Genomic DNA, 18824 nt, shown 5'->3' with positions numbered 1-18824 from the left:
TTGCGGCGCCCTACGCGGCGGCCGCCAGGCAGCGCACCACGTAGTCGGCCAGCGCCTGAAACGTGTCCAACTGCCGCAGCTCCGCATCATCGAGCTGCACCCGAAAAGCCATTTCCACGTCGCAGTACAGCTCGTTGCGCTCCTCGCGGCTGGTGAATACGGCGCTCAGCTTGCGGCGCGGAATCAGCCGGGCCGGCGCAATCAGGTGGCGCCTCAGAATCCGGCGCAGGCCTCTATAAACTTGCCTTTTCATAAGGGAATAAATATGGATGCTGGATGAGTGGGTAATTGCGAAATACAGAGGATGCCAATGACAACAATGGCAGCTGCGGCCAGCCGTTCAGCCGCCCGCAACCGCCCACGGCCGGCTACAGATTGGGCCGCCGGCCCGAGCGCCGCACCCGCTTGTAAGCGGCGCGCTTGGCCTGGAACCTGGCGTACTCATCGGCTTTGAGCACGGTGCGGAGCTGGGCATCAGTTTCGTCTTCGCGGAAGCGTTGCATGGCAGTGATTGGGGAGAAGGGGTGATAGGTGGGTGATGAGGGGCCCTGGCGTGCCGAGGCTGCCGGCTGCCGGGCACCGGCCATTTTGCTGACTCAAAGGTGGCGGCGGGGAGGCCAGGCCAGAAATCCAATCGGCCAACCGCCCCGCCGTGCCGACCGCTGGGCACTTTTAGCACGGAAGCAAGTTTTTACTCGCCCCAACTGCGCCCTGCCGTAGCGGCAAAACATTCGACGCGCCAATTCCCCGGTTCACCGGTATTTCAGGCCAAACCGTCGATAATTAAACCTTTCCAAACATTAGTAATCTCATATTTGAGGCCTTAGAACCCGGCAGCATTTAACTTAGCTAGATTCCTCATTTACTATCATTTGCGTTACTTCAAGAAGGGGCTTTTGGGTCCACTTAATTCAATTTAATGTGCAATGATTTGCCAACAAATTTTATCCCCATATTCACATTATCCGTGTCCCCTAAAATCGCCGTGTTATTTCGCTCTTATTCGCACGCCGTCGATGGGCTGGCGTCGCCCGTTTTCACTCCCACCAACGTTTTTGTCGATGGCTTCATGCCCCATTCTTTAACCATGCGCGTGGCCCCGGACAGCGACGTGCTCTCGGGCATGCCAGCAACCGCCGAATCCGAGGCCACGGGCTTGCCCAACGCGGCATATTCGGCCCGCATCCATTGTGTGCTGGGCCAGAACGCCCCCAATCCTGTTCATTCCCACGCGGGCGAAACCGCCGTGCTTTTCCAGCTCGTGAGCGCCGCCGACGTCCATTTCAGCCTGTTCGACCCCCGCAGCCGGAAGCTAACCAGCGTTATCCGCAAGGGCCTGAGCGCCGGCGTGCACCGCATTGGCCTGGACCTGCGCGGCCTGGGCCTGGCCGCCGGCGAATACGTGTACCAGCTGAAAGCCACCACCGCCCACGGCGTGTGCCTGCAACACAAAACCATGGTCATACAATAAGCATCCTGGCAAGCCGGCCGGATTCCGGGGCTGACCGTTGGCACGGTCAGCCCCTTTTTTGTGCGTTCGAAGAGCGGCCCTGGGGCAGCGGGCAGCTTCCGGCGTCATTCGTTTGCCCCGGCGCTTTCAGGTTAGGCACCGAGGGCCGTACTTTGCTGCCGGGGCACCCGGCGCGGGGGGCCCGTTGTTCTTCCGCTTTCACATCCCACCGCGGCGCTGCCGCTAAACTCCCCATTTATGGCTGACCAAACCCTTACCGGCCTGCGGGCCGGCGTGCTGCACGGCGACGAAATCCAGGCCCTGTTTCAATACGCCAAGGCCAATGCCTTTGCCCTGCCTGCCGTGAACGTGACCGGCACCAATACCGTGAACGCCGTGCTCGAAACCGCCAAGGCGGTGAACTCGCCGGTTATCATCCAGTTTTCGAACGGCGGCGCGCAGTTCTTCGCCGGCAAGTCGGTGAGCAACGACGGCCAGCGGGCCAGCATCGCGGGCGGCATTTCGGGGGCCCAGCACGTGCACCTGATGGCCGAGCTGTACGACGTGCCCGTGGTGCTGCACACCGACCATGCCGCCAAAAAGCTCCTGCCCTGGATTGACGGCCTGCTCGATGCCGGCGAGAAATACTACCACACGCACGGCCAGCCGCTCTACAGCTCGCACATGCTGGATTTGTCGGAAGAGCCGATTGCGGAGAACATCGAAATCTGCAAGCGCTACCTCGAGCGCATGGCCAAAATCGGCATGACGCTGGAGATTGAGCTCGGCGTGACCGGCGGCGAGGAAGACGGCGTGGACAACTCCGACGTGGACTCCTCCAAGCTCTACACCCAGCCCGAGGAAGTGGCTTACGCCTACGAGCAGCTGAGCGAAGTGAGCCCGCGCTTCACCATCGCGGCGGCTTTCGGCAACGTGCACGGCGTGTACAAGCCCGGCAACGTGAAGCTCCAGCCCAAGATTCTGCACAACTCGCAGGAGTTTCTGCGCCAGAAGCACAACATCGCCGAAGCCCTGCCCATCGACTTCGTGTTTCACGGCGGCTCGGGCTCCAGCCAGGAAGAAATCCGCGAGGCCATCGGCTACGGCGCCATCAAGATGAACATCGACACCGACCTGCAATGGGCGCTGTGGGAAGGCATCAAAAACTACTACGTGAAGAACGAAGGCTTCCTGCAAGGCCAGATTGGCAACCCCAGCGGTGCCGACTCGCCCAACAAGAAATACTACGACCCGCGCGTGTGGCTGCGCAAAGGCGAAGAGACGTTCTCGGCCCGCTTGAAATCGGCGTTTGAGGATTTGAACGCCATCAACCGCCGGCCCTAGTGCTGCGCTTAACGAAGAAGGGGGAATGAAGAATTCCGAGCACATTTGCTCCTTCTTCATTCCTCATTCCCCCTTCTTCATTACATGTACCAGCCCAATTCCGCCCGCTACCAGGACATGACCTACCGCCGCTGCGGCCGCAGCGGCCTGAAACTGCCGGCCCTCTCCCTCGGCCTGTGGCATAATTTCGGCGATGTGGACCTGCTGGCCAACTCCCGCGCCATCCTGCACCGGGCCTTCGACCGCGGCATCACGCACTTCGACCTGGCCAACAACTACGGCCCGCCGCCCGGCTCGGCCGAGGAGAATTTCGGCCGCATTCTGCGCGAAGATTTCCGGCCCTACCGCGACGAGCTCATCATCTCGACCAAAGCCGGCTATTACATGTGGGAAGGGCCCTACGGCGAATGGGGCTCGAAGAAATACCTCGTTTCCAGCCTCGACCAAAGCCTGCAGCGCATGGGCCTGGAGTACGTCGACATCTTCTACCACCACCGCCCCGACCCCGACACGCCCCTGGCCGAAACCATGGCCGCGCTCGACCTCATCGTGCGCCAGGGCAAGGCGCTCTACGTAGGCCTCTCCAACTACCAGCCCGCCCAGGCTGCCGAAGCCTTCGCGCTGCTGCGCGAAATGGGCACGCCCTGCCTCATCCATCAGCCCAAGTATTCCATGTTTGAGCGCTGGGTCGAAGACGGCCTGCTCGACCTGCTGGGCGACGAAGGCGTGGGCTGCATCCCGTTCTCGCCCCTGGCTCAGGGTTTATTGACTAATAAATACCTGCACGGCATCCCCGAAGATTCCCGCGTGGCCAAAGGCGTGGGTTTCCTGACGGAAAACAACCTCACCCCCGAGCGCCTCAACCAGGTCCGCCGCCTCAACGACCTCGCCCAAACCCGCAACCAAAGCCTTGCCCAAATGGCCCTCTCCTGGCTGCTGAAAGACGAGCGGGTAACGTCCGTGCTCATCGGGGCCAGCAAACCCGAGCAACTCGATGACTCGCTCCGCTGCCTGGAAAATCTGGCATTCGGCGCGGAGGAATTGGCGGCGATTGAGGAAATTTTGCGGGCGTAGCGCAAGCAACCTAGAACATCATGCTGAGCGCAGCCGAAGCATCTCGCTCGGGGTAGCAATCAAAACCCTTAAACGATTGAGTTACTATCCCACGCGAGATGCTTCGGCTGCGCTCAGCATGACGTTCGGGTCTACTTATCGTGCAGCTACTTCCCAATCGAGCCAATTTTGGGCTGAATCTGGATGATAAACCGCTTATTCAGCGCCTCCTGGCTGCCGGTGTAGCGGCCGGCGCCCCGGAAGCCGCTGCCGGCCGCAATCACTTCCAGGTTACTCGGAAAACGCAGCCCCGCTTCCTCCCAGAGCCGAATAACGGCCAGGGCGCGGCTGTAGCTGAGCTGGCGCACCGCCGGCCCGTCGAGGTTGTGGGGGTCGTTGGCGGGGTAGCGCAGGTCTTTCGCAGCGCGGCCCTCTACCACGATGAGGTACTGCACGTTCTCGTCGTTTTTTATCGACTGCATCTGGCTGAGCAGGAAGCGGCCGGCTTTTACCAGCGGAGTCTGGGCCTCGTAGGGCAGCACGTCGCTCTTGGGCGCGAAGGTGACCGGAAACTTCAGCTCGTAGCGCTTGTAAGTGGGGTTATACTCGAAATAATTGCTTTCCAGGCGTTTCAGGGCCGCTTTTATCTCATCGAGCTTGCGTTTCTCCTGCACCTGCACCTTCAGGTCGTAGATGAGCTTGTCGTTGTCGCGCTGCTTGTCTTTGAAGAGCTTGTAGCTGAGCACGAACAGCACGAGCATGGTCAGAAACAAGGCCGTCATAAGGTCCACGTAGCTGGGCCAGAAGAAGTCCTTGCTCTCTTTCATATTGGGTGATTTATGGATTTTCAGAACGGTCAGGCTGAGCGGAGCCGAAGCATCTCTACCGCTTCGTTGCAACTGGTTGGATTACTTGCGCCGTAGAGCTGCTTCGGCTCCGCTCAGCCTGACGGTTCTTCTGCTACGGCTTTACTTCTTGCCCAGCACGGTGCGCTGAAACCAGTTCGGCCTGGTGATTTCCTCCAGTACCTTATTCGTGCGGTCCACCTGCTGCAGTAGCTGCTGCTGGAGCTGGGCGTCGGCCAGCAGGCGGGCTTCCATGCGCTGCATGGCCTGGGCGGCCAGCGCCGCCTGGCGTTCCTGCAACACGTTGAGGTCTTTTTGCTGGGCCGGGAGTTGGGTGAAGGGATTGAGGTATTCCGTAATTTTCTGGTAGACGTTGTTCTCGTTGAGGCGGCGGAAGTGCTGCTGCCACTGCTCGTGGGCAGCGCTGGCTTCCTGTTGCAGCTCCTGCAGGCGGCCGTCGAGCTCCGCGTCCATGCGGTGCACGCCCTCGCTCACACCCTGGCGGATTTGCGCGCCAAGGTCGGCCAGCAATTTGCCGTGCTGGCTGAAAAACGCCACCTGCTGGCGCAAGGCATCGTCGTGCTGCTGCAGATACTGCGGCACGCTGGCGAGGCCCTGCTCCAGCGCCGTGAGGCGGTTGAGCAGCGCGCCAATGGTCTGCGCCGCTTCCGTGCTGTGCGTGACGGTGGTATTCAGCGCCTGCTGGTAGCCGAGGAATTTCTCGAAGGTCTGGGCGCTTTCGTCCACCCTATCAAACACCTTGATGGTGGCATTGGCCAGCTCCGAGTACCCGATTTTCTCCAGCTGCTCCAGAAAGCGTTTCTGCACGCTCACATTCTCCGTGATGCTTGCAATGAGCGGCGTAAACTCGTGGATTTTGCTGAAGAAGTCGTTTTGAATCTGACTAAAAAACTCGGCATTGAATGTGTCCAGCACCGATTTCAGGTTGCTCATGCCGGCTTGCATGTCGGAGTTCAGCTTGGGCAGCAGGGCCTTTTGCAGGAAGGTATAATAAGCATTTTTGTTGCGGTCGCGGGCGGCGCGGGCCTGCTTCAGCAGCTGGTTGCCGGCCAGCGTGAAGGCCAGCCCGAACAGGCTGCCAATCATGGCAATGAGCACACCGCCCAGGAAGTGCTGCACGTCGCCGTTGCTGAAGGACGTGTCTTTGGCAGGGTCGGCCACCACGTCAGCGAACGGATTGCCTACCAATGAAATCAAGCCCAGAATGGCCCCGGTGAACGTACCCAGCAGCCCGAGGTACAACGGCGTAGCAATCTGGGCCTGAATCTCCTCGTCCAGTGCCTCAGCGTGCCGCTCAGAAATATCTTTCAAAATGCCAAAATCGGCCGCCGCACCGCGGTTGTTCAGCAGGTATTCGTTGGTATCGGTAATGATTTGGCCAAATTCCGCCGACGCGTCGCGGGTGATGAGGGCGTCGTATTGGATGGCAAAATTCTTGTCCGGGTCGGCCGCCGTGTAGGCAATGGGCTGCACGGCCACCGCGCCCGCCGTGGGGTACATGGCCTTCACCTGGCCGGTTAGCTGGCGGTTGTGGAGAAATACCACCGCCTGCCAGGCCACGAGCGCCAGAATTAACAGGATTTCAAGTAAGAGCATAGCTGCTGTGTCAAATAATCGCCGAAGGTACAGCGTGGGCAGAGACGCAATATTTTGCGTCTCGTCGTTGAACGACCGGAACCGCTCGTTTGTAAGCCCTGAGTTTCGCAGCCTAAACAACATCGGCAACGACGAGACGCAAAATACTGCGTCTCTACACCTTATCAACGCCCCACTTAACTCAGGGCAATTTCGGCTTTCTGCACCACGTGCCAGGCATCGTCGCGCTTTTCCAGCTTGCCGGGCGTCAGGTTTTTAATGGTGGTAAACTGTTCCGTGGGCGGCAGCTCAAACTGGAAAAACTCCTTCAGCTCCCGCACCCCGTTGCCGATGATGCGCGACTGGTCCGCCTGGGGGCTGAACGAGAATTGGGCCGTGGTGGCCTCCGCATAAGGCAGCGTAATGAGCAGCGGCATCTGCGGCAATGGGCTGGGGCTGAGCTTGCGGTGCTCGATGCTGGGCACATCGGGGGCCGGGGCATAGTAGTGCAACGGGCCGTTGCCGGACACCGGCGCAGCGGGCACGGTGGCAGCATCAGGAGCGGCGGCCGTAGCGGGATTTTCTGCCTGCGAACTAGCGGCTGGGTCGCTTGCCGCAATCATTTCCTGAATGGCGGGCGGCGTGGAGGTGGGAGCGGCCCACTCAATAGTCTGGCCGGTTTCCAAGGGCTGGTCATCGCCGGAAGGCGGTACGGGGGGCGTGTTCGGGTTCATAGCGGAAGAACGATAGGGCACCTGTGGCCACGCTTCGGACGAATTGGCGGCAGGGCTGCGGGAATTAAGATTTGGCTTGTTCTTTTTGCCCGCGCCCGACGGTTTGCTGCCGGGCTTGGAGGTAGTCCCCTGCACCTCACGCAGCGATTTAAACGACACATTTCTGCCCGGATTTTCAGCTGGCGGCGGGGTAGCAGCTTCGGCAGGGGAAGCTTTGCGAACGTTTTCCGCTGGCTTTTTCCGAACAGGCTCCGGCAAATCCTCTGGCGCTGGAGGCAACACATCCGTTGCCGCCTCCCGTGGTCCGGCCAACCGCCGTGCCCACAACCAGGCCCCCAGCACGCCGATGGCTACACCGCCCAGCACGGCCCACACCGTCGTCCAGTTGGTGGCCGGGGTGGTAGTAGTGGCCGTAACGGCCGAATCGGCGGCGACGCGGGCCCCGGCGGTTTCTGCTGCTCCCTGCGCCCAGGCCACCGGGCTACTGAAAATCAGAAGCAGCGCAAGTAACGGCAACAGCCGGCGGCCCCAACGGGAGCAGCCGGCTGGCCGGTGCGGGCGCGCCGAAGCTTCGCTGCTAGTTGAGCGGCTGCGCGTCATGAAGCACCTTGGATAGCTCATACAGGGCGTTTTTGAACGGCAGGAAGAACAGCGTTTCGGGCACGGTGTCGCCGTCGCGCAGCACGTCGGCGTACTGCTGGCGGTAAAGGTTGAACGAGTCGCCGAGGCTGCGCTCCAGCGTGCTCATCACCAGGCCGGGGTCGTTTTTCACGCCCAGGTCGGCTTGCAGGCGCTTTAGCTCGGGGTCTTCGAGCAGCAGCTTGAGGCAGGCGCGGGCGTTGCTCAGCACGGCTTGCTTGATTTCGTCGGTCACGGCCGAGGCTTCCAAATGGTGCTCGCCTTTGTCGGCCTGCGGGTTCTCGGCATCGGGCAGCACACCCACGGGGCGCACCAGCGGTGGGTCCTGCGGAATCTGGCCGGTGGCGAGCACGCCGCCGTTGGCGGTAGTCTGCTTGGGGTCGTCGGCCAGCTTGATGCGGAAATCGGCCGGCACCGCCTGCCCGGTGGCTTTTTCCATGATGAGGCGGGCCAGCTTCTCCACCGGCTGCAGGTTGGAGCCGGCCGCCAGCAGGCGCACGTAGAGGCTGCCGCGCCCCGTGAAGCACAGGTAGCGCGGCAGCTGCTGGCCGTTGGCCACCGTCACCTGCGCCACGTGGTAAATCAAGGCGCCGAAGTGCAGGTAGAACAATACCCGCAAGTGCTCGGCCCGCAGCAGCCGCTCGCTGAAGCCCAGCAATTGGTCGTAGTTAAACAGGAAGCTGGCCACGTCTTCGGAACCAAAATTGTCGGTTCCTTCGGCCACCAGCACGTATTCGCGGGCCCGGCGGGCGGCGGGCGAGAGCACCGCGCTCTGCACCCCGGCCACGCCAAAGCGCACGAGGCCGTTGTCCTTCGAGCCACGCACTTCGGCCCCGCCATCGCCCCACAGGTCGTTGCCGGCGAAGCGGAACGAGGTGCTCAGCACCGGCTTGCGGTCGGCGTAGAGCAGCACGTCAGTGGTGCCGCCGCCGATGTCGATGAAGGCTGCGTTTTCGCCCGGCCCCAGCGTCACGATGTTGCGGCGGGTGAGGTAGTAGTACGGCGCCGTCGACTCCACCATGCAGGGCATGGAATTGGTCGTCTTAAACACGTCGTGAAACAGCGTGTCCCACTCGCGCTGGTACAGGTTGCGCTGGTAGGTCGAGAAGCTCAGTGGAGCAAACCAGGTGATTTGCGTGGCCGCGAGATTGCCGCCATTCAGGGCCACCTTGGCGCGGCACAGCAGCAGGATTTCCTTGAAAAACGCCCGCACGCGGTTGGTGTTGGCGATGTTCAGCGAGTTGTCCCACTTCAGGTTGGTGTGGTAATTCGGCCGGCGCTGCTCTTCGGTGATGATGCCGAAGGCCACGTTGATGTTGCCGAGCACGCTCAGCTCCTGCGTGGCGTAGTTGGCCGCTTCGTAAGTGGCGGTGCGCGCCGGGAAGGCGTAGGGCGAGCTGTCGGCCCCGATGATGGGCGGAATGAATTCGCGCTCCTGGTACTGCTGCCAGCGCTTGATTTGCACGAAGTTGGCCGGGTCGTCATCAATGCCGCGGTACAGGCGCTCGTAGGCACTGCGGTCGGGCTCGGCGGTTGATTTTTTCAGCAGCGCCACCGGCGTATCACTCAGGCCGAAGCTGAACGGCTTGGGCTCCTGGCCGGGGCTGTCCTGCATGGCGACGTGGGTGTTCGTTGTGCCGAAGTCGATGGCGAAACGGTACTCCCTGGTGCCCTGGCGCACTTCGGGCCAGCGCGGGATGATGAGGGCGCGGCCCTCGGCCGGGGCCGGGTTCAGCACTTCGAGGTAGTCGAAATGAGTGCCGCGCACCTCGTAGTAGGTGCTGCCTTCGTCCTGGCTGGTTTTGGGGGTGCGCTCGTAGCGGGTGGCCGATTGGTCGGTGCCGGTTTCGCTGAGCTGGTGGCCGTTGGCCCAGAATTTCAGGTCGACTTTCTTGGTCACCATGCTGGGGTCGATGTTGTTGGCATCGACCAGCATGACTTTGTAGAAGTCGTTAAACTGCGGCGCATCGGCCACCTTCACGAACGGGAACACCGACAGCGCCACGTTGGTCACGCGCAGCCGCCCCACCCCCTCGCCCTGCGGGTTGGGGTAGTAAGCGCGCTCATAATCCACGTAGTCGCCGCCGCTCACCGGCACCCGCAGCCGCACCCGGATGCAGGCCGATTCCAGCTCCAGCGTGAGGTGCTCGGCCAAATCCGACTGCGTGAAGTAGTCGAAATACGCTGGCTTGATGGGCAGCAGCGGCCAGCTGCTGGGCCGGAAGCCGGGCGCAATTTTCAGGTTGCCGCAGAAGAAACGGGTTTCGTCCACCTCGTAGGGCACGGCCAGCAGGGTTTCTTCCAGCAAGTCATTCACCGTCAGGTACGGGTAAGGCAACTCCGGGCCAGGCAGCGTGCGCTCCTTCAGGGGGCGGGCATCGGCGGCCGGCACGGTGGCCCCGCTGTCGGCAAACAGGGTTTCGTTGTAATACTTCTTGCCAATTGCCTTCAAACCAGGGCGCAGCACGATGGGCAGCGGCCCGGCCACCCCCGCCCGCGTGGGCCGGATGAACAGGTCGGAGCCGCGCACGGTGCCCTCGTCGGGGCGCACGCGCAGCAGCACGCCGGCCACGTCAATCTGGTTATTCGAGGCATCCGTCAGGACCGGGAAGTTGCTCAGGCTGGCGGTGCCATCCATGGCCCACTTTTGCAGCAGGCCCCGGTCGAGGGTGTCGCGCACCAGCGGGGCGAGGGCCGTCAGGGCCGGGTCGCCCACGAACTCCTGGTACACGTAGTCGCGGAAGGCGGCTTCGCGGTTGGCCAGCGGCACGTACTGGTTGTCAAAATAGTAGCCCCCCCCCTGCGGGCGCTGCACCGGCAGCGGCTTCACATTCGGGGCCGGAAAAAACAGCGTGAGCGGCGAGGTGCCACCGATAAGCTGCGGCACGCCATTCGCGCCGGGGAAGTAGATGAGGTGCATCTCCGTCAGCTTCGCGAAGCGGCCGTCGAGGTAGAGGGCCAGCACATCGGCCAGCGGGCGGGTGGCGGGGTTGGCGCGTAGCTTGGCCAACTCCTCGTCCTTGCGCCAGGCCCGGATTTGCAGGCGCTGGCTGGCCAGCTTGCGCTGGTGGAAGTTGAAGACCATCTCCCACACGTCCCAGAAGTGGCTCACCAGCTGGTGGTACACCGAATCCTGGCTGGTGCCGCCCTGCGTCACGAAGCGCAACGCGGTTTCGACCAGGTGCATGCGGGCGAAGGGCGAGGGAATGGAAACGGCCACCTTAGCGGCGCGGCCGCCCTGAGGGTCGAGCAGGCGCTCCACTTCGTGGGGGCCAATTTTACCAGTCGGCCCCCAGCCCTCGTGGGTGCTGGAGCCGGTGTCGTGTAGTCGCAGGATTTTAGCCATAAATTGAATTACAAACAAATCAGAACGTCATGCTGAGCGTAGCCGAAGCATCTCGCGTGCAGTAGTAATCAATACCGATTGCAACGAAGCAGGCGAGATGCTTCGGCTGCGCTCAGCATGACCGTTTTTGAGTAATCTGAATAATTAAAAGGTTTCTGTCTGGCACTTAGGAATACTGGAGTTTCTTGTCCAGAATCTCGCCCGTAGCCTCCTCAAACGCCTTCACCACCCAGCGCAGCGCCTCGTTTTCCGTCGGGTTGCTCAGCGTCGCCTTCCCCACTGCCTTCGTCAGCTCATCGCGAAAAAAGCCCGGCGTAATGCCCTTGCTGAAAATGCCGGTTTCCACTGTTTTGTCAGTCACCATTTTGTTGAAATCCATCTCATCGGCGCGGATGGCGGTGTAGCGGCGCTGGTTCACACCCAGCTCGCGCAGCCACTCGTTGTAGTCGCCGAAAAAGTCGGTCAGCTCGCGCAGGGCGCGGTTGTTGCGCAGCTGCGCCGCGAGGTCACCGGCTTCGTAGTAGGGCGCTTTGGCGTCGTCGGGGGTGTGCTTGAGGAAGTAGCGGGCGAAGTAGTGCAGCTGGATGAGCGGACGGGCCACTTCCTGGCGCATATCGGCGGGCAGCTGGCCGAAATCGATGTCGGTGCTGTCGGCTTTCAGGCCGTATTCGTGGTAGAGGGGCTGGTTGCCATCGAGCTGGCTGTCGGGCACTTCCATGAAGTGCGGCACGGCGAGGGCGCCCAGCAGCTCCAGCAGATGCGCCTGATTGCGCTGCTCGGCGCGGCCGGGGTGGTTGGCCAGCGGCTGGCCGGGCTGGTCGCCGAGGTAGTACATGGCCTCCAAACCTTGCAGGTTGTCGGCGTAGTACGAGAGGGCCGTTTTGGTCTTGGTGATGAAGGTGTTGGAGTCGATGAAATCCTGGCCGGCCGATTTTTCATCGGCCGAAGGGTCCTGCAATTTGAAATACGGCAGCATTACCAATGCGCCGGCCTTGAGGCGGCGGCGGATTTCGGGGTGGGCCAGCGGGGAGTTGGCGTCGCGCAGGTTTTTCACCAGCAGCGGGAAACCGGCTGCGCCCGTGCCCCCAAAAATCGAGCTGATGAAAAAGGCGCGGTCGCCGTCCTGCAAACTCTGGGCGAGGTAGCGCATTTCCTTCGATTGCACCACGGCATTCAGCACCACCGAGCCCACGTTGGGCGAGCCGCGGAAACCCACGTCGAGGTTGGCCGCGAGGCTGTCCTGCGTAAACAGCAAATCGACCAGCCCTTGGGTTTCCACCGAGAGGTCGTTGTATTTCAGGTAGTCGCGGAAGGGCTGGCTGATGCCGCCGAAATCGTACACGAACGAGTCGCGCAACTCCTCGGTGCCGCCACCGCCGGTATTCAGGTGGGCCAGCGTGTTCATGGGCTGGCTGAAGAAACCGGTTTTTTCCTTCTGGCCGTCGCCATACAGGGCTTCGTGAATGCGGGCGTAGCGCTTGAGCAAGGCCACGGTGCGGGTCACGTCGCCGTTCTGGGTGTCGGGGTCGATGAGGACGGGCACCACCTGGTCGCAGTTCGGAATCCGAACGCCGGACGCCAGCAGCATGGTGAGGGAGCGCAGCACGCGGGCCCCGGTGCCGCCCACGGCAAAGATGAATAGCTTCATGTATTGAGTTATGAGTTAAAAGTTATGAGTTATGAGTTAGCGGCGCCTCGTTATGAGCAAAACCTTCGAAGCGAAAATCCTCATTCGCGTCTCCCGATTTCAACTCACAACTCATAACTTTTAACTCATAACTGCCTTCTAGAATGGCCCCACAAACGGCGTAGTGCGGGCATACGTGCTCCAACGCTTCAGCAGCACCGAAAACAGCAGGAACCACAGGGCGGCCACAATCATATTCACGACCATGAAGTAGCCCAGGTAGCTGCTGGCTTCCGCGCCGTGGCTTTTGCTGAGGCTGTTGGCCAGAAAGGTGCCCAGGCCAGCGGCCAAAGCCAGCGTCAGGGCCCAGTGCGGGGTGCGGAACAGGCCCGTGCGCAGGGCCGAGTTGAACACGTAGTAAAAGGCCAGCACCAGCAGCAGGCTCACGCCCAGCGTGCTCCAGCCCACGAGCGAGAACAAATCGGTTTTATACAAGCCGTAATCGGCCGGGCGCTGGCTTTGGAAAACAGAAATCAGGGCCGAGTACAGGCTGGTGAAGAAGGTTTGCATAGATGAGTAAGCGGGTTATTTGTCGTTTTTGAGCGGAAGCTGAACCGTAAATACGGCTGGCAGCGGAGTTGGATACGATTGGCGGACTCCCGTAAGCACTTGGTCGAGACCAAAGGTGCGCGGGGCGGGCTGATTGTCGTTGGTCGTGGACCAGGCCGCCACCCAGTCCGGCGTTTCCGGGGCGGGCAGCGACACGCTGAGCGTGCCCGTGGGCGCCGCCAGCTTGCTCACCCGCAGCCGCAGCACGTGCGTGTACGGCGCGAGCACCGGCTGGCCGCTTTGCTCGTCGTCGGTGAGGGGGCGCACCGAATTGGGCAGCAGACTGGCCTGGCCGTTGGGCAGGCGCACTTGCAGATGTTGGGCCAAAAATGCTGAATTCTGCCACGCGGCGGGCAATCCCTTCAAATCAAGCCCGACAGAAAAATCCACCGGGTCGTCGGAAGGGTTCAGGGTCAGACCGTTGTTTTCAGCGTACACGGTGCCGCCGCTTGACTTTAATTTCGGGTCGGTGAGCTTGGTGAGCAGCGGCGCGAAGGCCGGCGTCGTGGCTTTTAGCCCAAAAAATGCCTGCTGGGCCGGCGCGTTCTTAAATACTTCAGCCGCGAAGCGCGCCACCTGCGCCGGCGGCCCAATCACCCACACGTAGTAGGGCACCTTTTCGCCGTTCAGGGTGCGTTTTTGCATGGGTGTTTTCACAGCCGGAAAGTAGCTGCCGTAAAAATGCGAGGTTTCGCCGAACACGGCCACGGCCAGCTGCTGCTGGCTCACGGGCGCGATGGACGTGCGAATGAGGTTGGGCAGCTGCGAAAAGTCAGACTTGCGGGCCGGGCCGTAGATGAAATCCGAAATCACTACGCTCACCCGCTGCGTGGCCTGCGGCATGGCCAGAATGCCTTCCAGCATCTGCGGCAGTTCGGTGCCGAGGGCCGCCTGGTTGACCTCGCCCTGCACCACGTCGCGCATTTGGTCAAACTTCACCGGCCGGGGCGCGGCATTTTCGCAAAGGTAAAATTTGCGCTCGGCCACGGCGCCATTTACCTGGGTTTCGGTGATGAGCGCGCCGATGCGCTGCTGAAACTCCGTCGGCGGCTTGTCGGCCCCGCCGCGCGGCACGAAACCCTTCATTCCGCCCGAGTATTCCAGAAACACGCTCACGCGCAGCGGCGCGGCCTCGGTCATTTCCGGTGCTGCCGCGGCGGCTGTGGCGCCTTTGGTGGGCTTGCTGGTCGTGGTTTCGGCCGGCCCGGAGCCACAGGCCGTGAGCAGCGAAATAGTCCCAAAAAGCACTCCGGCGAGCCGGAAACAACGAAACAGACGCGGCGCGGGCAGTCCCACGGAAACGGAAATCGGCATAGGGTAAGCGCTAAGCAAGGTTTTGGGGCGAAGTATAGGCATTACGCAACGAAGTGCCGGCCGGCCGAAAACCACGGCCGCTAAACGCGCCCAACGCGCCGGTGGTACACATATTTGGATACAGGCCGAATTTTCTCGTTGACGGACCCGTTTCCACCCCTCGCTCGTGGACATTTCTACGCCTTTCGGGTTGTTCATCCGGGCTGGTTCGACAGGTACATTTAGTTAAGACAGTCACAATTCTAAGAACTACGCCCGACCTTTGATGCCGCGCCCGCTGTTTTGTAATGCTTCTTATTGCTTTCCGTCCCGAATACCAGCTCACGGTAGACCCTGCCAAGAACCGGATTTTCTACCAGAATTTCGGGCAGATGCAGTGGGCTACGTCCCTGCCGCACTACGTGGCCGACTGGACGGCCGCCCTGGCCGAAATACGGGCCGGGTTCAGCATTCTCAGCGACATGCAGGTCGTCAATCAGGTCAATCCGGCGTTGCGGGCCCAGTTTATGGCCGTCGAGCAGCTCATTGTGGCGCACGAGGTGCGCATGGTGGCCGAAATTCATGTACCCGGCCTGCCCACGCGCCGCCACAGCGACTTAGTCACGACCAGCCTGGCCATGCCCGTGCGCCAGTTTCTCACCCTTTGGGAAGCCGACCAGTTTTTGGATGACCTGTGAAGCAGAAACCTGCCCATTGGGCCGTAATGGGCCATCTGAGGCACGTTGCCATTTCAGAATAACTGCATCAACCCAGTGCCAGCCAACGATTTTGGCCGCCTCGTTGTTATAAACCGAACCGCCGTTGGCGGCCCCGGCCGCGGGCCGTACCTTTGCGCGGCGACGTTCTCAACGGTTGCGGCCGCGTTAATTCCGGCGCCTTTTCAGGCCTTTATTGCTCTTATGTCCAATACGATTTCAACTGATATTTGCATCATCGGGGCCGGTCCGGTCGGCCTGTTTGCCGTTTTCGAAGCCGGTTTGCTCAAGCTTCGCTGCCACGTGGTTGATGCCCTGCCCCAGCCCGGCGGCCAGCTCTCCGAAATTTATCCCAAGAAGCCGATTTACGACATTCCGGGCTTTCCCGAAATCCTGGCCGGCGACCTGGTCGACAATCTGATGAAGCAGATTGAGCCCTTCCACCCCACTTTCACGCTGGGCGAGCGCGTCGAACACTTTGCCAAGCTCGACGACGGCACTTTTCAGCTGCACACCACCGACGGCACCGAAATTCACTGCAAGGCCGTGGCCATTGCCGGCGGCCTGGGTTCCTTCGAGCCCCGCAAGCCCGCCGTCGAAAACCTTGAACAGTTTGAAGGCGGCAAAGGCGTGCACTACATGGTGCGCGACCCCGAGCACTTCCGCGACAAGAAAATCGTCATCGCCGGCGGCGGCGACTCGGCCCTGGACTGGACCAACTTCCTCGCCAACGTGGCTTCCGACGTGACGCTCGTGCACCGCGGCACCACCTTCCGGGGCGCCGCCGATTCGGCCGAGAAAGTCCAGAAGCTGGCCGAGGCCGGCAAAATCAAGCTGGTGCTCTCTTCGAACGTCACGCACCTGCACGGCAACGGCAAGCTTTCGGAAGTCACCATCACGGCCAATACCGGCACCGCCGAAACCGTCCCGCTCGACTGCTTCATCCCGCTTTTCGGCCTCACGCCCAAGCTCGGCCCCATCGGCGAGTGGGGCCTGGAGCTGGAAAATGACGCCGTGAAGGTGGACACCGAGGCCTACAGCACTTCGCTGCCCGGCGTATTTGCCATCGGCGACATCAACACCTACCCCGGCAAACTCAAGCTCATTCTCTGCGGTTTCCACGAGGCCGCGCTTATGTGCCAGGGGGCTTTCAAATACATTTACCCCGACAAAAAGTACACCCTCAAGTACACGACTGTAAACGGGGCTCCCAGCATGTAGTGGTTACATAAAGAACGTCATGCTGAGCGCAGCCGAAGCATCTCTACCGCACAACTAATCATGGTTACTGCAACAGTAGAGATGCTTCGGCTGCGCTCAGCATGACGCTCTTTTGATCCAAGCAGCCAGATTTACCTTATGGAAGAAGACATCCGCATCTACGTCGAGGAAGCCCCCGGCCAACGCACCGAACTCATCGGCCCCACCGACATGGGGCTCAGCCTGATGGAGCTGCTGAAGGCCAGCGGCTACGACATTCAGGCTACTTGCGGCGGCATGGCCCTCTGCGCCACTTGCCACGTCGAAGTACTGGCCGGCCCCGCCCTGCCCGAGCCCGAAGACGCCGAGCTCGACATGCTCGAAACCCTGCCCGTGGTACACGAAGGCTCGCGCCTGAGCTGCCAGATTCGCCTCACGCCCCGCACCGACGGGCTGGTGGTGCGCCTGGCCCCCACGGGCGCGTAAGCAGACCCGTTAGCCGATAATAAAAAAGACCGTTATGCTGAGCTGACGGTCTTTTTTGTTGCCTTCTGATTCAATCTTACTCTGCTGCCGCCAGCCGCTCGCGCATCCGCTGCTTGGCCGCATCTGACAAAACCATACCGGAGCTCGCACGGGCTGAGGCCGACGCTCGGGCCCACTCGGCAATCAGCACGGTTTGTTTGGCGTAGCGGCTGCAATACGGGCAATAGCGCAGGTGCAGCCACAGGCTGGCCCGCTGCCCCCTGCCCAGTGGCAGGTCGGCCTGCTGCTCCAGCAGCATCGTGGCATTATGACAGGTGATAAGTCGTAGCATATTCACTAATTAATTCTTGCCCAGGCCGTGCTTTTCGAGGCAACGCCGCAATTGCAGCTTGGCCCGGTGTACGATAACCCAATAGTTAGCGGAGCTCAGGCCGAGCTCCTGACAAATTTCTTCGGCCGATAATTCCTCCACGAAGCGCAGGGCGAACACGGCCGCTTGCTGGGGCGGCAGCCGGTCCTGGCAGCGCTGCAAAATCTCGTGCAGTTCCTGCTGCTCCAGCGCAGCATCGGCATTGAGCCAACTCACAGGCGCTTGCTGAGCGGTCCAATGGCCGTTTTCGGGGGCGAAGTAATCGGCCTCCGAAGGACCACCGTCGCTGATTTCGTCGAGGCCGACGTGGCTCACGCGGGCTTGGCGCCGGTAGTGGTCGATGATTTTGCGGCGCAGAATCACAAACAGCCACGTCCGCTCCGAGGCCTCGGCCCGGAACGTGGCCAAGCCGTCGAGGGCGCTCAGGAAGGTTTCCTGCACCAGTTCCTCGGCTACGTCGGCATCGCTCACGCGGCTCAGGGCAAAGCGGTACAGCTCGTTGCCGTACCGGTCGGGCCACTGAGCCGGAACTGGGGTTGATGGGGTCATGCAGGGCGACAAGTAAGCCGATAAAGGGCGCGCTGCAATATTACGATTCGATTGAGGAGTAGCGAGTGTCTTCGCCCGCCCTGCTCAGGTGCTCACTGTGGGCTGTTGATTGCGGCAGCGGCCACGCCCACAATGCGGCGCGAGGCCACCTCCTGCACCAGCGCCACGGCGCGCAGGTTGGGGCGCTTCCAGTCGGTGCTCAGCTTCAGCTCGGGGGTGGCCGCGAAGGTGCCATCGGCCCCGATTTTGCCCAGCGGAATGAGCTGGCGCACCACGGCGGCGTGGCGCAGCAGCCGGCCCGAATTTTCGCCCCGGCCCACCTGCGAGGAAAGCCCGCTTTCGGTGATGGCCAGCAGCACTTCGGCGGCCGGCGTGCCGGCGGGCACGCTGCTCACACGCACGTGCGCCGTACCGCCGCTCATGGTCACGGCCACGGCGGCCTGGGGTGCTTTGGCGGCTTTGGCCACGGTTTCGGCCAGCTCGCCGGTGCGGCTGCCCACAAATTCGTAGCGGCCGTTCACCACCGCCTGGGGCGTGTAGGAGCCCGAGCCAAAACCCTGGGCGTACTGCTGCTGGCGTTGCGTGTAGACCGGCGACGAGAAGGCGTCTTTCCAGCCCAGCCGGTTCCAGTAGTCGACGTGCTCGCCCAGGGCAATAACCTCAACGCCAGGCACGGATTGGGCATTTTCCAGCTCGCGCAGGGCCGCATCGGCCGCCGGACAGCTGGAGCAGCCTTCGGAAGTGAACAGTTCCACCACAACCGGCACGCGAGCCGCCGTAGCGGGCCCGGCCCCCGGCCGGGCCGGAGCCAGCGCAGCCAGCACGCCCGTAAGCGGCAAGGCCAGCAACAAATAGGGTTTCATAAAAGGAAAAGTTAGAGGTGAAGAGGCACCCAACGCGGCCGCAGCCGGAAAGCCAACTGCCTGACAGACGCCTCTCACCCGCCAACCTTACACCAGCCGACGGT

General features: G+C 61.7%; 19 protein-coding genes. 7 read left to right on the top strand and 12 right to left on the bottom strand.

Annotated features, from left to right (window positions below; genetic code table 11):
• Positions 1–10 precede the first annotated feature (10 nt).
• Both J4G38_RS12740 and J4G38_RS28655 read right to left on the bottom strand, forming a co-directional pair.
• On the bottom strand, positions 11–253 hold the full coding sequence (locus J4G38_RS12740; protein WP_210520165.1) for a hypothetical protein: 243 nt from the start codon (positions 251–253) through the stop codon (positions 11–13).
• Positions 254–368: 115 nt separating this feature from the next.
• The gene (locus J4G38_RS28655) at positions 369–503 is read right to left on the bottom strand and encodes a hypothetical protein (protein WP_262906031.1); all 135 of its coding nucleotides are present in this window, start codon (positions 501–503) and stop codon (positions 369–371) included.
• A 464-nt stretch (positions 504–967) separates the two neighbouring features.
• Between J4G38_RS28655 and J4G38_RS12735 the strand changes: the two genes are divergently transcribed.
• From J4G38_RS12735 to mgrA, 3 genes are all read left to right on the top strand, one after another.
• Positions 968–1471, top strand: coding sequence for a hypothetical protein (locus J4G38_RS12735; RefSeq protein ID WP_210520167.1), 504 nt, complete (start codon positions 968–970; stop codon positions 1469–1471).
• 237 nt (positions 1472–1708) lie between these two features.
• Positions 1709–2794, top strand: a complete 1086-nt coding sequence (gene fbaA, locus J4G38_RS12730; RefSeq protein ID WP_210520169.1) for a class II fructose-bisphosphate aldolase — start codon at positions 1709–1711, stop codon at positions 2792–2794.
• Positions 2795–2878: 84 nt separating this feature from the next.
• Complete coding sequence (mgrA, locus tag J4G38_RS12725) at positions 2879–3868, top strand: L-glyceraldehyde 3-phosphate reductase (RefSeq protein WP_210520171.1); 990 nt, start codon at positions 2879–2881, stop codon at positions 3866–3868.
• 146 nt (positions 3869–4014) lie between these two features.
• Here the strand turns inward: mgrA and J4G38_RS12720 are convergent, their stop codons facing one another.
• The 3 genes from J4G38_RS12720 to J4G38_RS12710 form a co-directional block, all read right to left on the bottom strand.
• Positions 4015–4674, bottom strand: a complete 660-nt coding sequence (locus tag J4G38_RS12720; RefSeq protein ID WP_210520173.1) for a hypothetical protein — start codon at positions 4672–4674, stop codon at positions 4015–4017.
• Between the two features lie 141 nt (positions 4675–4815).
• Complete coding sequence (locus J4G38_RS12715) at positions 4816–6309, bottom strand: hypothetical protein (protein WP_210520175.1); 1494 nt, start codon at positions 6307–6309, stop codon at positions 4816–4818.
• A gap of 176 nt (positions 6310–6485) precedes the next feature.
• Positions 6486–7022, bottom strand: a complete 537-nt coding sequence (locus tag J4G38_RS12710; RefSeq protein ID WP_210520177.1) for a hypothetical protein — start codon at positions 7020–7022, stop codon at positions 6486–6488.
• A gap of 346 nt (positions 7023–7368) precedes the next feature.
• Between J4G38_RS12710 and J4G38_RS12705 the strand changes: the two genes are divergently transcribed.
• Complete coding sequence (locus J4G38_RS12705; protein ID WP_210520178.1) at positions 7369–7638, top strand: hypothetical protein; 270 nt, start codon at positions 7369–7371, stop codon at positions 7636–7638.
• On the opposite strand, the gene J4G38_RS12700 is transcribed toward J4G38_RS12705, so the two are convergent.
• The 4 genes from J4G38_RS12700 to J4G38_RS12685 form a co-directional block, all read right to left on the bottom strand.
• Entirely contained in the window at positions 7600–11007 is a 3408-nt protein-coding gene (locus tag J4G38_RS12700; protein WP_210520180.1) for an acetate and sugar kinases/Hsc70/actin family protein, read from the bottom strand. The two genes, J4G38_RS12705 and J4G38_RS12700, sit on opposite strands and share 39 nt — an antisense overlap.
• Positions 11008–11173: 166 nt before the next feature.
• On the bottom strand, positions 11174–12655 hold the full coding sequence (locus J4G38_RS12695; RefSeq protein ID WP_210520181.1) for a hypothetical protein: 1482 nt from the start codon (positions 12653–12655) through the stop codon (positions 11174–11176).
• A 138-nt stretch (positions 12656–12793) separates the two neighbouring features.
• Positions 12794–13204, bottom strand: a complete 411-nt coding sequence (locus tag J4G38_RS12690; protein ID WP_210520183.1) for a hypothetical protein — start codon at positions 13202–13204, stop codon at positions 12794–12796.
• A gap of 15 nt (positions 13205–13219) precedes the next feature.
• Complete coding sequence (locus J4G38_RS12685) at positions 13220–14557, bottom strand: hypothetical protein (protein WP_210520185.1); 1338 nt, start codon at positions 14555–14557, stop codon at positions 13220–13222.
• Between the two features lie 287 nt (positions 14558–14844).
• Here J4G38_RS12685 and J4G38_RS12680 point away from each other — a divergent pair, with 287 nt between their 5' ends.
• The 3 genes from J4G38_RS12680 to J4G38_RS12670 all read left to right on the top strand — a co-directional run bounded on the left by J4G38_RS12680 (position 14845) and on the right by J4G38_RS12670 (position 16938).
• Positions 14845–15234 carry a hypothetical protein gene (locus J4G38_RS12680; RefSeq protein ID WP_210520187.1) on the top strand — a complete coding sequence of 130 codons (390 nt, stop codon included), beginning with the start codon at positions 14845–14847 and terminating at the stop codon, positions 15232–15234.
• 222 nt (positions 15235–15456) lie between these two features.
• Positions 15457–16473 (top strand): NAD(P)/FAD-dependent oxidoreductase, encoded by a 1017-nt coding sequence (locus J4G38_RS12675; protein WP_210520189.1) that lies wholly within the window; start codon positions 15457–15459, stop codon positions 16471–16473.
• A 138-nt stretch (positions 16474–16611) separates the two neighbouring features.
• Complete coding sequence (locus J4G38_RS12670; RefSeq protein WP_210520191.1) at positions 16612–16938, top strand: 2Fe-2S iron-sulfur cluster-binding protein; 327 nt, start codon at positions 16612–16614, stop codon at positions 16936–16938.
• Between the two features lie 76 nt (positions 16939–17014).
• On the opposite strand, the gene J4G38_RS12665 is transcribed toward J4G38_RS12670, so the two are convergent.
• The 3 genes from J4G38_RS12665 to J4G38_RS12655 form a co-directional block, all read right to left on the bottom strand.
• Complete coding sequence (locus tag J4G38_RS12665; RefSeq protein ID WP_210520193.1) at positions 17015–17269, bottom strand: anti-sigma factor family protein; 255 nt, start codon at positions 17267–17269, stop codon at positions 17015–17017.
• Between the two features lie 9 nt (positions 17270–17278).
• The gene (locus J4G38_RS12660) at positions 17279–17857 is read right to left on the bottom strand and encodes a sigma-70 family RNA polymerase sigma factor (RefSeq protein ID WP_210520195.1); all 579 of its coding nucleotides are present in this window, start codon (positions 17855–17857) and stop codon (positions 17279–17281) included.
• Between the two features lie 92 nt (positions 17858–17949).
• A complete protein-coding gene (locus J4G38_RS12655; RefSeq protein ID WP_210520197.1) occupies positions 17950–18720 on the bottom strand; it encodes a DUF1223 domain-containing protein in 771 nt (256 codons plus the stop codon).
• Positions 18721–18824: the final 104 nt, after the last annotated feature.

The organism is Hymenobacter terricola, from assembly GCF_017921975.2.
GTDB classification, from domain to species: domain Bacteria; phylum Bacteroidota; class Bacteroidia; order Cytophagales; family Hymenobacteraceae; genus Hymenobacter; species Hymenobacter terricola.
This window is presented reverse-complemented; position numbering and strand designations above follow the sequence as displayed.